We start from the raw sequence: 14,957 nt of genomic DNA, 5'->3' as shown, positions 1-14,957 counted from the left end.
GACAGCCGTGATCGATCAAACTCGGTTCGACCGGGTCGGCCCCGGGATGCGCGGGCGGGCGGCATTCGCGCCGCCCGCCCGCGTGCCCGGCCGCGGTACGCCGCGACACCGGTCGTCTCTCCACCAGGACCGTGTTGCCTTACCCCGCCTCACGGCCTTCATCCGTCGCCCGTTGGGCTGAGCGGTCACCGCCCAGCGCCGTGAGCGGCCGTTCAGCGAGCCGGGGCGTGCTTCCGGCGCACCGGACCCGTCCGGCCGTCGTGCCGGCCCGGCGCCGGGGCGCAGCATGGCGGTATGGGCGCGTATCGATCAGCGTACGAGCGGAGCATCGCCGACCCGGCCGGCTTCTGGCGGGACGCGGCGGCCGACATCGACTGGGTCATCCCGCCGGAGCGCATCCTCGACGAGGAGGCGGCGCCGCTGTACCGCTGGTTCCCCGACGGGGTGCTGAACACCTGTCACAACGCGCTGGACCGGCACGTCGCCGCCGGGCGTGGCGACCAGCCCGCGTTGATCCACGACAGCCCGGTCACCGGCACGGTCCGCACGCTCACGTACGCCGGACTGCTCGCCGAGACGGCCCGGTTCGCCGGTGCGCTGCGCCGGCTCGGCGTCGGCCGGGGCGACCGGGTGCTGCTCTACCTGGCGATGGTCCCGGAGGCGGTGATCGCCATGCTGGCCTGCGCCCGGATCGGCGCGGTGCACTCGGTGGTCTTCGGCGGCTTCGCCGCGCACGAGCTGGCCGTCCGGATCGACGACGCGCGGCCGAAGGTGGTGGTGGCGACCTCCTGCGGCATCGAGGCCGACCGGGTGGTGCCGTACCACCCGATCCTGGCCGCCGCGCTGGACGAGGCCGCGCACGCGCCGGAGCGCTGCGTGGTGGTGCAGCGCCCGCAGGAACCGGCCCCGCTGGTGCCGGGTCGCGATCTGACCTGGGCCGAGGTGATGGCGGACGCGGAACCGGCGGCGTGCGAGCCGGTGGCCGCCACCGACCCGCTCTACGTCCTCTACACCTCCGGCACCACCGGCCGGCCCAAGGGCGTGGTGCGGGACAACGGCGGGCACGCGGTGGCGTTGCGCTGGTCGATGCGCAACGTCTACGGCATCGAGCCGGGCGAGGTCTTCTGGGCCGCCTCCGACGTGGGCTGGGTGGTCGGCCACTCCTACATCGTGTACGCGCCGCTGCTCACCGGCGCGACGACTGTGCTCTACGAGGGCAAGCCGGTCGGCACCCCGGACGCCGGGGCGTTCTGGCGGGTCGCCGCCGAGCACCGGGTGGCCGCGCTGTTCACCGCGCCCACCGCGATCCGGGCGATCCGCCGCCAGGACCCCGAGGGCAGCCACATCGACCGGTACGACCTGGGTGCGCTGCGTACCCTCTTCCTCGCCGGTGAGCGCCTGGACCCGGACACGTGGGCCTGGGCGGGGGAGCGGCTCGGCGTACCGGTGGTCGACAACTGGTGGCAGACGGAGACCGGCTGGCCGGTGGCGGCCAACCCGCGCGGCCTGGAGCCGCTGCCGATCAAGCCGGGGTCGCCGTCGGTGCCGGTTCCCGGCTACGACGTGCGCGTGGTTGACGGCGCGGGCCGGGACGTGCCGCCCGGCACGGACGGCTCGATCGTGATCCGGCTGCCGCTGCCGCCCGGTTGCCTGCCCACGCTCTGGGGTGACGACGAGCGGTTCGTCCGCTCCTACCTGTCGACGTTCCCCGGCCACTACCTGACCGGCGACGGCGGCCGGTTCGACGAGGACGGCTACCTGTACGTGATGGGCCGCACCGACGACGTCATCAACGTGGCCGGGCACCGCCTGTCCACCGGCGCGATGGAGGAGGTCCCGGCGACGCACCCGGCGGTGGCCGAGTGCGCGGTGATCGGCGTGGCCGACGCGCTCAAGGGGCAGGTGCCCAGCGGGTACGTGGTGCTCAAGGCCGGCGCCGAGGTGGACCCGGACGCGCTCGCCGCGGAGCTGGTCGCGCTGGTCCGGCAGCGGATCGGCCCGGTGGCCGCGTTCCGCCGGGTGACTGTGGTGCCGGCGCTGCCGAAGACCCGCTCCGGGAAGATCCTGCGGCGCACCATGCGGGGCCTGGTGGAGGGGCGCGACGAGCCGGTCCCGGCGACCATCGACGACCCGGGCGCGCTCGCCGTCTTCCGCGACCTCGGCACCGCGGACTGAGCCGGGCAGAGCTGACGCGGTCCCCGGCCGGGCTCCACCGGCCGGGGACCGCGTGCGGTCAGCGCCGGACCGGGTTGGCGGCGGCGTAGTCGCGGGCGACCCGGACCAGTTCCACCAGGCCGCCGGCGTACTCCTGCGCCTCGGCGTGCGCCTCGTCGAACGGCGGCTGGAAGCCGACGCCCTCCCACTGGCCGGTGGCCTCGTTCCACCTGTCGTTTCCGACCTCGAAGTCCCAGGCGAAGATGCCCAGCTCGTAGTAGAGCTGGTCGGCCGAGTTGCCGGCCGCCGAGTAGAGCACGTCGGCGACCGGGCCGGTCTGCGACGGCCAGGTGACGGTGCCGCGCTCGGCCGCGATCGCGCCGACGATGCGCCGCGCGCTGCCCAGGAACAGCGTCGACTCGTCGATCGAGGGGCGCGGCAGCGTCACGCGCCCGTCGGCCTTGTACGCCCCGGGCGGCCACATGAAGTATCCGCCGTACGAGTGGACGTTCATCGCGAACCTGATGTTCGGGTGGGCCTTGGCCAGGTCGATCACGTTGCGGCTCTCCGGCTCGGACAGCTCCGCCGTGCCCGCGTAGTTGCCGGACAGGCAGTTCGCGCTGGCGCCCACGTACCCGTCGAACAGGGAGCCGACGGTGTAGTTGCGGTTGACGTCGACGCCCCACATGGTGCGGTACTTCGGGTCGCGGGAGGCGCCGGTGCAGTGGTTGACCAGGTTCTTGCGCTGGAAGTTGTAGTCGTTGAAGGAGTAGTTCGCGCCGTCCGGGTTCACCGTCGGGATGACGAACACGTCCACCTGCTCCAGCAGCCTGCGGGTCGCCGCGTCGGTACGCGCGTTCGCCAGCAGCCGCTCGGCGAACTCCAGCGTGACGAGCGGGGTGGCCCACTCGCGGGCGTGCTCCTGCGAGTACGCCAGCACACCGATCCGGGAGCCGTCGCGGTGCTTGCCGATGCGCAGCGCCTGCACGGTCCACGGCCGGGCCGGCACCTCGGTGCCCTGCAACCCGTCGTCGAGGCGTACCGGCCCGGTGACCGGCATCGGCAGCCCGGCCGAGCCGTCCTCCACGGTGGCCCGGAAGCGGGCGCCCCGCGGGGCGTTGATCAGGGCGGCGACGTCGTCGGTGGTGCTCGTCACAGTGCCGGCGCGGTCGGTGGCCAGCGAGACGGTGAGCACCCGGTCCCGGTAGCGCATGCTCAGCGGCCGGTTCGGCCGGCCCGGGTCGACGGTGCGTACCTGCACGCCGTTCATGTCCTGGTCGCCGAAGCGGACCGACTCCACCACCACGGCGACGGCCGCCGGGTCGCCCAGGTAGGCGGCGGCGTTCCGCCGGTAGCCCTGGGTCTTGTTCGGCAGGTCGATCACGTCGACCAGGTCGCGGTACTGGCGGCCGAGCCGGGCGATGCGCGCCTTGATGTCCACCGGCGTCAGGTACGCGTCGATGAAGTCCTTCTGGTAGCCGGCCGGCTGCGGCGGCGGGGTCGCGTTCGGCCAGAGCGACGGCGTCACCGGCCGGCTCGTGCCGCCCAGCGTGGAGGTGGCGGTGAGCTGCACCGGCCGGCTCGGCACCGGCTGCGGCAGCGCGTAGTGGTACTGGTACTCGCCCGAGTCCTCGAAGCGGTACAGCGGGAACGAGCCGGTGGTGCCGTCGGCGGTCCGCCAGGTGACGGTGATCTCGACGTCCGGGTCGTCGGTGGCGGTGGTGGCGACCTGGGCCTGGAGGAACGTCCGGCCGCCGGTGGTCCACCAGTACGCCTGGAGGAACTGGAGCGTGTCGACAGCGGTGGCGGCGCCGCTCGTCCGTAGCCCGGCGCGGGTGCGCTCCTGCGCGGCGCGGCGGCTCTCGGCCAGGTGCCGGGTTCCGTCGTCGGCGCGCTGCACCACCTGCACGGCGGTGGCGCCCTGCCGGGTGAGGTCGGTGAGCTGCCGTCCGGTGAGGACCAGGTCGGCGGTCCACTCGCCGTCGCGGGAGCGGGGGCGGTTGGCCAGGTCGGCGCCGCCGGCGACGAGGCGGTCGAGCTGCGCCCGGTCGGCGAGCCGCACGCGGACCAGCGCGGTCTCGGTGGCGGCGAGCGTGATCGCGGGGGAGCGTGGTGCGGCGGCGCCCGGCCCGGGATGGGCCAGCGCCGCGGCGATCAGGATGCTGGTGGTGGCGAGTGCGGTCCACCGTCGTCGGACGAACACGGGGCCTCCTGACGAACGTCGATCTCTCTGCCGTTCACACCAGCCGAGGCATCGATCACTGTCAAGCTCACTTCCGGTCAGCCGGAGAACCGGTACAACCGGAACTCCTTCTCCGCGCCGCACACCAGCATCTCGGTGTTCCAGGAGCAGGACTCGCTGCGGATCTGCTTGAGCTGCCCCATCTCGACCGGTTCGCCGTCCACCGCCGTGCCGGCGAGGACGCGGTCGTCCTCGTACGCGCTCGGTGCCTCGGAGAAGATCAGCAGGTTGCCGGCGTCCAGCCGGACCGCCGTCCCGTCCCGGTCGCGCAGCACCGGCGTGCCGTCCGGCGCGAACAGCGTCACCGCGTCCGGCGAGTCCCGCCCGGCCAGCACGTGCTCACCGACCGGCACCAGCGACTCGGCGCGCGGCGCCGGCCACTGCCGGGTGCCCTCACCCTCGGTCGCCGACACCACCCGGGTGTCGTCGGCGCCGCTGCCCGGCGTCTCCAGCAGGCACACGCGACGCTCTCCGCAGGTGACCAGATCCTTCACCCGGCCGCCCTGTTCCGGCGCCTCGTACAGCACGCTCGGCGTGCCGAGACCGCCCAGGTCGTAGGCGAGCAGCCGCAGACCGCGCTCGTTCTCCGCGACGTACAGCCGGTCGTCGCGGGCGGCCACCGGATCGTCGAGCCCGGCGACGTTGCCCCGGTCCTTGAGGATCCTCCCGCTGCGCATGTCGACGACCCGGACCGACCGGTCCGCGCCGACCTGGACGAGCCGGTCCGCCTTCCCGGCCCACGGGGCGAGCGGCGAGCCCTCGGCGTCGCCGGGCCCGTCCAGTGCCGCGCCGGTGCCGACCGGGACCACCTTCGTGCGCGCGTCGCCGTACTCGGTGCGCGGGTTGGGCCGTTCCCACCGCCGCCGGCCGTCGCTCAGCCGCAGCCCGACCAGGCGTTCGCCGGTGCGGTCCAGCCGGACGATCGTGTCCGGCCCGAGGTACAGGGTGTCGTCGCGGCCGACGTCGGTCCGCCAGCGCTGATCGCCGGAGTCCTCGTCGAGCACCGCGAGCACGCGGGGGGTGTCGCTTCCGGTGGCGTCGCCGAGGACGAGCAGCCCGTCGGGCAGCGCCCGGATCCCGGCCCATCGCTGCGCGGCCGCGTCGGTCCGCTTCTCCCAGACCGTCTTCCCGGTGGCCGCCTCGACAGCCGTCACGTCGAGATGGCCGTCGGGCAGCGAACGGACCAGGTAGGCGCGTTCCCCGAGCGTCGCGGTGAACATCTGGTCCGGCCGCGTGTCACCGGCGGCCACCGTCTTCACCAGCTCCGCGGTGTGGAAGTCCAGCGCCGGATGCCGGTCCCGGAACACCCAGAGCAGCACCGACGCCGCCACGGCGACTACCACGAGACCCGCGCCGAGCGCGATCCACCGGCCGCGCCGGGCTCGGCCGCCGCCGGGCCGGACACCGCCCGGAGCGGGGGAGAACGGCGTCCCGGGTACGCCGGGCTGCCAGCCGCCGGGCGGGGGCGCGGACGGTCCGGGTACGCCGTAGCCGGTGGGGTGGGGCGGAACCGGCCCGTGGGCGGCCGGCATGTGGTCGTACCTCGTGGGCTGTGGCGGAACCGGGGCCGGCGTGCCGTCGTACCTCGTGGCGGCTGTCTGCGGGGCGGGGCCGTCGGCGACCAGCGTGCCGTGCGGTCCGGCGGACGCCGCGTCCGGACCGCCGAGCGGCGAGGTCGGGTTCGGCCTCGTCGCACCGGCCGGGACCGTGGCGGCGTTCGCTGTGGCGGCGTCGGTCCCGCCCGCGGCCGGCGCGGGCCGTGTCGACTCGGGTTGCGTCGGCGTGGGTGGTGCCGGCGCGGCCTGGACCGGCGCGCCGGGACGGCCGGACCGCCGGGGCAACGGCAGGTCGGTGAGCGCGCCCTCGGCGACAGGCATCTCCGGCTGCTCCAGCACCGTCGGCGCGATGCCCAGCTCGGCGTGCAGCAGCCGGGCCACCAGCGGCACCCGGGTCGACCCGCCGACCAGGAACAGGCCGGAGAGCTGCTCGGGGCGCAGCCCGGCGGCGGCGGTCACCTCGCGGGTCTCCGTCACCGCCCGGGCCAGCAGCGGTGCGGCCAGGCGTTCGAAGTCCTCCCGGGACAGCGGCACCGCCGCCTCCACCCCCGGTACGGCCACCGGCGCGACCATCGCCCGGGACAGCATCTCCTTCGCGCCGCGCACGTTGTCCCACAACTGCTGGCGGTCCCGCCGCTCGGCGGTGGTCGACGGGTCGGTCAGCCGGGCCCACTCGCGCGGATGGGCCGGGCCGACCAGTTCGCCGAGCCGTCCGAGCAGGGCCGCGTCCAGGTCGAGGCCGCCGAGGTCGGGGATCCCGCCGGTGGCGACGAGCTGGAAGCCGGAGTCGCCCCACGGGTCGGCGCCCTCGTTGCGCAGCACCGCCACGTCGAGCGTGCCGCCGCCGAAGTCGAACACCGCCACCGCGCCGCCCACCGGCACCGGCCGGCGCAGCACCTGCGTGAAGTAGCGCGCCGCGGCCACCGGCTCCCGCAGCAGGCGGGTGCCGGGCGCGATCGGCCCGGCGAGGGTGTGCTCGGCCGCCGCCGGCCAGCCGGCGAGTTCCAGCGCGTCGTGCAGCACCTGACGGCGGGCCGGCGTCCAGGCCGCCGGGTGGGTGACCACCGCCGGGGGCAGCATCCCGACCGCCGCCACCGCCGCGTCCGCGACCGCGCGCAGCGTCGCCGCCAGCAGCTCCGCCGGCCGGTACCGCCCGCCCAGCTCCACCGTCTCCTCGTCGACCCGGCGCTTCGGGTTCGGCTCGTAGCGGGCCGGGTCGGCCTGGGCGAGGCGCTGCGCGTCCCGCCCGACGTGCAGGTGGCCGTCCGCGTCGGCGTACACGCCGGACGGCAGGATCGGGTGGCCGTCGACGAGGACCGGCCGGGTCCGCCCGTCCGGCCAGCGCAGCACCGCCACCGTGTTCGAGGTGCCGAGGTCCACGCCGAGGGCGAAACCGTCCTGCTGGCCTGCCATCCGCGGCTACCTCCACCACCCGACGAGGATGTCCGGCCCGCATCGTACGCAGGCCGCGCCGCCGCGCCGTTCACCCGGCCCGGGGGAATGGACTGGCCCGTCCGGCCCTGCGCCGCATACCGTCGCCGTCATGAGGGTGATCTCCGTCAACGTGGGCCGACCGCAACCGAACCCGTGGAAGGGGATCGGCGCCACCGGCATCGACAAGCGGCCCGTGGACGGCCGGGTCGCCGTCACCGCGCCCGGCCCCAAGGGCAACGGCGACGTCGGGCTCGCCGGTGACCGGGTCTACGACGTGGCCCACCACGGCGGCAGCGACCAGGCGGTCTACGCGTACGCCCGGGAGGATCTGGACCACTGGGAGGCCGAGCTGGGCCGTCCGCTCGCCGACGGTAGCTTCGGGGAGAACCTGACCACCACCGGGCTGGACGTCAACGGCGCGCTGATCGGCGAGCGGTGGCGGATCGGGCCGGACCTGGTGCTGGAGGTCTCCTGCCCGCGCATCCCCTGCGGCACGTTCCAGGGGTGGCTGGGCGAACGCGGCTGGATCAAGCGGTTCACCGAGGAGGTACGGCCCGGGGCGTACCTGCGGGTGATCACGCCGGGCAGCGTCGGCGCCGGAGACCCGGTCGAGGTCGTGCACCGGCCGGACCACGACGTGACTGTGGCGCTGGTGTTCCGGGCCACGACGCTGGAGACGGAGCTGCTGCCCCGGCTGCTGGTGGCCGACGCGCTCCCCGAGGAGGACATGGCGCGGATCCGCCGCCGCTTGACCTGAACCACACTTCAGGTCGGACGCTTCCCGGTGTGCTGAACTCCGTACTCGACGAGGCGTACGAGCGCGTACGCCACACCGGTCCCGAGCGCGACGGGTGGCTGTCCAACCACGTGCCGATGGCGGCGGAGGCGCTGGTGCGCCACGGCCACGCGCGGGCGGTGCACCGCTGGATCGACGCGTACTCCGACCGGCTGGAGGAACGCCCGCGCGGCATCGGGCGCATCGCTCCCGAGGAGTGGCGCGACCCGCTCGGCGACCCGGTGCGTACCGGCGACTGGCTCGACCTGTTCGACCGCGAGCTGGCCGGCGAGCCGTGGCGCGACGTGCTGGCCCGCTGGTGGCCGCGCCTGCTGCCGGGCATCGCCGCCGGGGCCACCCACGGCGTCATCCGGGTCGGTCACGCCGTGCGCGCGCTGCTCGACGCCGAGACCGCACCGCGTGTGACCGAGCTCGGCCAGGGGCTCGCCTACTGGGCCGCCCGCTGGCAGCCGCTCGCCCCGCCCGGCACCGGGCCGTACCCCGGAACCGACGCCCGGTCCGCGCTCGACGCCGTGCCCCGCGTACCCGATCAGCGGTTCGGCATCCGGTCCCGCCTGGCGCAGCTCGCCGACCTGGACCGGTGGCCGGCCGCCGCGGCCGCAGTGCCCGGCGACGCCGCCGCCGACGTGCCTGCCCGGCTCGCCGCTGTCGTCGACGCCGCGGTGCTCCGGCACGGCACGCACGGGTACGCCAGTCCGGTGATGCTCGTGCACGCCGCCACCGCGCCGAACGCCGTCCTGCGTACGCTGCCGGCCCTGCCGCCGGCGCTCTGGCAGCCGAGCCTGGCCGCCGCCTGGGCGGCGACCGCCGCCGTCACCGCCGCCTACGCCCCGGCCGGGGCCCGTGCCCTCCCGACGGCCGCCGGGCCGGAACTCGACGAGGTCATGGCGCGGGCGCTGGACACCGGGGACGCGCACGCGATCAAATTCGTCGACACCCTGAGCGACGCGTACGCCCGCAGCGGCGACCCGGCCCTGCTCGCCGTGGCCGACCGATCCGTCGCGCAGATCGCCGCAGACTGAACACGTGGAGGGCCGATGACACCCGACGACGAGGCGTTCCTGCGCCGCGCCGTGGAACTCGCCGACCGGGCCGGCGCGTCCGGCGAGCGGCCGTTCGCGTCGCTGCTCGTCGGCGCCGACGGCACCGTCCTGATCGAGGACCACAACACGGTGGTCTCCGACCGGGACGTCACCGCCCACCCGGAGCTGAAGCTGGCCCGCTGGGCCGCCCGGGAGCTCGCCCCCGAGGCGGCGGTCGCCACCACCATGTACACCAGTTGCCAGCCCTGCCCGATGTGCACCGTCGCGATCAACGCATCAGGCCTCGGCCGGGTCGTGTACGCGTTGTCCACCGAGCAGTTCGAGCAGGTCAAGCCTGCGACGCCCGCGCCGCGTCCGGTGCGGTACGACGGGCCGGCGCTGTTCGACGAGGCACGCCGGCCGATCGAGGACCACTACTAGGAAGCGCGTTCGCAGGCCGAGGATCCCGGCGACCGTCCTCGCGCGGGGCACCGGGGACGGCGTGCGACGCCTACGCTGTGCCGCACGGCGACAGGGGGGTGTCCCTATGGGTTTCGTCAAGCGGGGACGGGTGCCTGATCTCTCGGCCGTGGTTGGTAGGGGATCTTGTCGCGGAGCATGGCGAACAGGACGTCGCAGCGGCGTCGGGCGAGGCAGATGAGGGCGGCGTTGTGACGTTTGCCTTCGGCGCGTTTGCGCTCGTAGTAGGCGCGGCTGACCGGGTCTGCCAGAGACGCGAAGGCGGCGAGGAAGAAGGCGCGTTTGAGGTTCTTGTTGCCGCCTCGGGGTGGGTGTTCGCCGCGGATGCTGCTGCCGGAGCGTCGGGTGACGGGGGCCAGGCCTGCGTAGGCGGCGAGGTGGCCGGGGGTGGGGAAGGCGGTGCCGTCGCCGACTTCGAGCAGGATCCGGGCTGCGGTCCTGACGCCGATGCCGGGCATCGAGGTCAGGACCCCGGCAAGAGGGTGCGCATCAAGCATCCTCTCGACCTGAGTGGCGACCTGGTCGCGTTGTCTCAGGACGTCGCGGAGGCTGTCGGCGAGGCGGGGCAGGATCGTCTCCGCCGCTGTCGTGCCGGGGACGGTGACGGTCTGCTCGTCGAGAGCGGCCATGATCTGCTCGACGAGGCGGTCACCCATGCGGGGTGCGTGGACGGCGGCGATGGACAGGAGTTTGCGGCGGCCGGCCTTGCGCAGACCGACGGGTCCGCCGCAGCGGGACAGCAGTTCCAGGACCGCCTTGTGGTGGACCTTGGGGCCGAGGACTCGTTCCAGGGCGGGGTGGATCTGGGTGAGCAGTCCTCGGATGCGGTTGGACACGCGGTTGGCTTCGCCGGCGAGGTCGTCGTCGAAACCGACCAGGACTTCCAGCTCGGCCAGGGTCTCGTCGCCGGTGTCGACCCGCCGCAGCGTGTGCGGCAGGGTGCGGGCGGCATCAGCGATGACGTAAGCGTCGCGGGCGTCGGTCTTCGCTGTGCCGGGGTGCAGGTCGGCGATGCGGCGCATGGCCAGGCCGGGTAGGTAGGCCACCTGATGCCCGCAGGCCCGAGCCACCGCGACCGGCAGGGCGCCGATCGACGCCGGCTGGTCGACCACCACCAACAGCCGACCATGACGGGCGAGTTTGTCGAACAGCTGCCGCAGCCGGGCCTCGGTGTTCGGCAGCGCCGCGTCGTGCAGCCGCTTGCCGTCCGGAGCCAGCCCGACTGCGTGGTGATCACCTTTACCGACGTCCAAGCCGAGGTAGACGCCGTATTCGTCGTTCACCAGACCCGCCTCCACGCATCGCTTCGTGGCCTCGGCCGCTGGTCCAGGCGTCGGACTGCCGGCAGCCACGTTACGAAGAGACCTACCCCCACACGGGTGGCCGTGTCCCTATCAGCGGTCCACCGACGCCACCCGACCCGGCGACAACACCCCCCGGATCATCCGTACGACAGGGGCAGGAAGTCATACCGGGCCGGGCGACCGAGGGTCCCCGGCTGGGGACGATCAAAAAGGTAACGGGGGTGGTGGCCGGGATCTCCGGATGTTGACAAGTGTCGATCAAAGGGGTGAGCTGGGGCGATGCCTCGGGGAAAGGCTCGCTGACATCCGCCTGAACAGACGAATGCCCCCGGGCCGGCGAGGCGGCCCGGGGGCATCCGGGGTGAATCAGCGGACGAAGCGCGGCGGGCTCGCCGGGCTCTCGTTCGCGAGCCGGTCCAGCGCGGTCACGTAGTACGTGTACCGGGCGCCGTCTGCCGCCGTCGTGTCCACCCAGGACTGCACGGCGCCGTCGGTGGCCCGGACGGTGCCGACCAGGTGCGAGGCGTCCGCGAAGTCGCAGCGCCCGGCCAGGCCGTACCCGTCGAACCGGTAGATCGCGTACGACGCGGCGGTGCCGAGCGGGCCCTTGCCGTCGGCCGGCTGACGCCAGCTCAGGTGAACCCCGTCCGCCTCCCGCTGGGCCTTTGTGACCACCGGGAACAGCAGCGGCTTGCGCGGCAGGTGCGTCATGGTGGGCACCAGCGCCGGGCGGGAGTAGTGCTCGGCGGCGTAGATGTCGGTGGCGCCGAGCCGGTTCGCCCGCACCTGCACCGCGGAGAAGTGCACGTTGCCGAGCACCTCCGGATACGACCGGTTGAGCGTCAGGTGGTTCGACAGCTCCTGCGGGTTCATCCAGAACGACCCGTACGCCGGGTCGCCGCTCTTGTAGTCGGCCTGGCCGATGTAGAGCTGGACGCGCGTGCCGCGCACCTGCTCGGCCCACCACGGCACCAGCCGGGCGTAGTCGGCGGCCGGGTACTGGCCGATGTACCAGTAGAGCTGCGGCACGATGTAGTCGATCCACTCCTCCTTGACCCACTTGCGGGAGTCGGCGGAGATGATGTCGTACGACTGCGAGCCGGTGGTGTCCGAGCCGTTCGGGTCGGCCGACGCGTTGCGCCAGATGCCGAACGGGCTGACGCCGAACTTCACATACGGCTTGACCGCCTTGATCTTGGCGTTCATCTCCTGGATCAGCAGGTTGATGTTGTCCCGCCGCCAGTCGGCCTTGTCCGTGAAGCCCCTGTTGTACGCCGCGAACGTGGCGTCGTCGGGCACCTGGTGGGTGCCGCTCGGGTACGGGTAGAAGTAGTCGTCGAAGTGCACGCCGTCGATGTCGTACCGCTTGACCGCGTCCATCATCGCGGTCTGGACGAACTCGCGGACCTCGGGGATGCCGGGGTTGTAGTAGAGCCGGCTGCCGGCGACGCCTGCGGGCGGGTAGGCGAAGACCCAGCCGGGGTGCTGGCGGGCCGGGCTGTCCGGGGCCAGTTGCGACAGGTCGGCGCCGGCGCCGCCGGGGGCGGGCATCGAGACGCGGTACGGGTTGAACCAGGCGTGGAACTCCAGGTTGCGCTTGTGCGACTCGGCGACCAGGAAGGCCAGCGGATCCCAGCCGGGGTTCTTGCCGCGTACGCCGGTCAGGTACTCCGACCACGGCTCGTACGGCGAGGGCCAGAACGCGTCGGCGGTCGGGCGGACCTGGACCACGACGGCGTTGTGGTTGAGCTTCCGGGCCAGGTCGAGCCAGGCCAGGTATTCGGCCTTCTGCTTGGCCACCTGGTCCGGCGCGGTCCAGGAGTCCTTGCTGGGCCAGTCGATGTTCGTCACCGAGGCGATCCACATGGCCCGGAACTGGCGCTTGGGGGTGGCCGGGTCGGTGACGCAGTCGGTGGAGGGGGAAGTGGTCGTGCCGGTGTCGCCGGGGGCGGCCTGCGCCGGCGTGCCGGCGACCAGCGTGCCGAGCAGCGCCGCGGCCAGCGCGGCGGCTCCGAGCCGAGTTGCCTTCATGCGGTGCGGTCCCTTCGTCGGGTCCGGGGGGACGGTCGGCGGCGAGGCGTCACGGCAAGATTCGCCGCGCTGCCCATACCGCCGGTAGAAAACTTTCATCTATCCGTGTCCGGCGCAAGACCCTGACGGCCGATCGATGTCCGGCTACGTCCGATCGGCCGGATCGTGACGATCCCGATACCTGCGGTGCGGGATTGGAGCGGAAAACGGCTGGGTAGCTTGCCCGGTCACGGACCGCCACCGTGGCGGCCACACGGCGGGGGAGGTGATCAGATGTCGGTCCTGCGTACGAAGCCGATCCGGGACGTGCTCGCCCAGGGCGACGCCGACGGCGAGGACGGCAAGCCGGGGCTGCGGCGCCGGCTCGGCGCGGTCGACCTGATGGGCTTCGGCATCGGCATCGTGATCGGCACCGGCATCTTCACGCTCACCGGTGTCGAGGCGCGCAACAGCGCCGGGCCGGGCGTGGTGATCTCGTTCGGCATCGCCGGCCTGGTCGCGCTGCTGGCCGCGCTCTGCTACGCCGAACTCGCCAGCAGCGTGCCGACCGCCGGCAGCGCCTACACCTACGCGTACGCGACGATGGGCGAGATCGTCGCCTGGATCATCGGCTGGGACCTGCTGCTGGAGTTCGCGCTCGGTGCGGCGGTGGTGGCCCGCGGCTGGTCCGGCTACCTCGCCGACCTGTTCGGCCTGCCCAGCGCCTGGTTCGCCGAGGAGGGCAGCATCGTCAACCTGGGCGCGATCGGCATCGTGCTGGTGCTCGGCGTGGTCGCCATCGTCGGCATCCGCGAGTCGGCCCGGGTCACCAACCTGCTGGTGCTGGTCAAGGTGGCGATCTGTGCCTTCGTCATCATCGCCGGGCTGTTCTTCGTCAAGGCGGCCAACCTCAGCCCGTTCATCCCGTCCGCCGAGCCGGCCGGGGCCGGGGACGACGGCGTCAAGCAACCCGTCACCCAGGCCATCTTCGGGCTGGAACCCTCCGTCTTCGGCTTCGTCGGAGTGCTCACCGCCGCCGCAGTGGTGTTCTTCGCGTACACCGGGTTCGAGGCCGTGGCGAACCTGGGTGAGGAGACCCGCAAGCCCAAGCGGGACCTGCCGCTGGGTCTGCTCGGCACGCTGCTCATCTCCACGGTGCTCTACATCGGCGTCTCGCTGGTCGTGGTCGGAATGGTCAAGTACACCGAGATCGACGAGGGCGCGCCGATCGCGTCCGCGTTCCGGGCGGTCGGCGCCGGCTGGGCCGCGGTGCTCGTCTCCATCGCCGCCGTCGCCGGGCTCACCAGCGTGATCCTGGTCGACCTGGTGGCGATGGGCCGGATCGGCTTCGCCATCGCCCGCGACGGGCTCATCCCGCCCGCCATCGCGAAGGTGCACCCGCGCTGGGGCACCCCGTACCGGATCGCCGGGATCATGACGGTCGCGGTGGCGCTGCTCGCCGGTTTCCTGCCGCTGTCGGCGCTGGCCGACCTGGTCAGCATCGGCGCGCTCTGCGCGTTCACGCTGGTCGCGATCGCGGTGCCGATCCTGCGCAAGCGCCGTCCCGACCTGGAGCGGCCGTTCAAGGTGCCGTTCTCGCCGGTGCTGCCGATCGTCACCGCCGTGGCGTGCCTCTACCTGAGCCTGAACCTGTCGGTGGAGACCTGGCTGCGGTTCCTCGCCTGGATGCTGATCGGCGCGGTCATCTACTTCGGGTACGGGCACCGCAAGAACCGGCTCGCCCGTCGCGAGCACTCGGACACCCCCGAGCCCGCCCCCACCCCCTGAGGCGGACCCTCCGAAGGAAGGGCCCCTTCTTAACGCCAGGCGTTAAGTGAGCGTTTGAGAAGCCGGTTCAGGTGCTGGTTGCCTGGGCCGGTTTCGTGTTGCGGGCCAGGCGGGTGACCATGACGTGGATCATGGCCCAGGTGACGAAGGCGGCGTGGCTGGCGGGTAGGT

General features: G+C 73.3%; 9 protein-coding genes. 5 read left to right on the top strand and 4 right to left on the bottom strand.

Translation table 11 applies throughout. The annotated features are described in order from the left end of the window. Window positions 1–294 precede the first annotated feature (294 nt). Window positions 295–2,175 (top strand): propionyl-CoA synthetase, encoded by a 1,881-nt coding sequence (locus NMK34_RS24435; protein WP_318335375.1) that lies wholly within the window; start codon window positions 295–297, stop codon window positions 2,173–2,175. A 58-nt stretch (window positions 2,176–2,233) separates the two neighbouring features. On the opposite strand, the gene NMK34_RS24430 is transcribed toward NMK34_RS24435, so the two are convergent. Together NMK34_RS24430 and NMK34_RS24425 are read right to left on the bottom strand one after the other, a co-directional pair. Continuing rightward, the gene (locus NMK34_RS24430; protein ID WP_318335374.1) at window positions 2,234–4,357 is read right to left on the bottom strand and encodes a M14 family zinc carboxypeptidase; all 2,124 of its coding nucleotides are present in this window, start codon (window positions 4,355–4,357) and stop codon (window positions 2,234–2,236) included. A gap of 77 nt (window positions 4,358–4,434) precedes the next feature. Then, on the bottom strand, window positions 4,435–7,365 hold the full coding sequence (locus NMK34_RS24425) for an Hsp70 family protein (protein WP_318335373.1): 2,931 nt from the start codon (window positions 7,363–7,365) through the stop codon (window positions 4,435–4,437). Window positions 7,366–7,495: 130 nt separating this feature from the next. Between NMK34_RS24425 and NMK34_RS24420 the strand changes: the two genes are divergently transcribed. From NMK34_RS24420 to NMK34_RS24410, 3 genes are read left to right on the top strand one after another with little or no spacing between them, the layout of a single operon-like run. Beyond that, complete coding sequence (locus NMK34_RS24420) at window positions 7,496–8,143, top strand: MOSC domain-containing protein (protein WP_318335372.1); 648 nt, start codon at window positions 7,496–7,498, stop codon at window positions 8,141–8,143. 29 nt (window positions 8,144–8,172) lie between these two features. Further along, complete coding sequence (locus NMK34_RS24415) at window positions 8,173–9,204, top strand: questin oxidase family protein (RefSeq protein ID WP_318335371.1); 1,032 nt, start codon at window positions 8,173–8,175, stop codon at window positions 9,202–9,204. Window positions 9,205–9,219: 15 nt separating this feature from the next. Continuing rightward, window positions 9,220–9,645, top strand: a complete 426-nt coding sequence (locus NMK34_RS24410; RefSeq protein WP_318335370.1) for a nucleoside deaminase — start codon at window positions 9,220–9,222, stop codon at window positions 9,643–9,645. A 116-nt stretch (window positions 9,646–9,761) separates the two neighbouring features. Here the strand turns inward: NMK34_RS24410 and NMK34_RS24405 are convergent, their stop codons facing one another. Both NMK34_RS24405 and NMK34_RS24400 read right to left on the bottom strand, forming a co-directional pair. Further along, window positions 9,762–10,967 carry an IS110 family transposase gene (locus NMK34_RS24405; protein ID WP_318335369.1) on the bottom strand — a complete coding sequence of 402 codons (1,206 nt, stop codon included), beginning with the start codon at window positions 10,965–10,967 and terminating at the stop codon, window positions 9,762–9,764. Between the two features lie 387 nt (window positions 10,968–11,354). After that, window positions 11,355–13,019: a glycoside hydrolase family 10 protein gene (locus NMK34_RS24400; RefSeq protein WP_318335368.1), complete on the bottom strand. Its 1,665-nt coding sequence runs from the start codon at window positions 13,017–13,019 to the stop codon at window positions 11,355–11,357. A gap of 273 nt (window positions 13,020–13,292) precedes the next feature. Between NMK34_RS24400 and NMK34_RS24395 the strand changes: the two genes are divergently transcribed. Beyond that, complete coding sequence (locus NMK34_RS24395) at window positions 13,293–14,786, top strand: amino acid permease (protein ID WP_318335367.1); 1,494 nt, start codon at window positions 13,293–13,295, stop codon at window positions 14,784–14,786. The last annotated feature ends 171 nt before the right edge of the window (window positions 14,787–14,957 follow it).

Origin of the sequence: Micromonospora sp. BRA006-A (assembly GCF_033433935.1) — a bacterium.
GTDB classification, from domain to species: domain Bacteria; phylum Actinomycetota; class Actinomycetes; order Mycobacteriales; family Micromonosporaceae; genus Micromonospora; species Micromonospora aurantiaca.
Note: the sequence above shows the minus strand (reverse complement) of the source record. Positions and strands in the feature narration are given on the sequence as shown.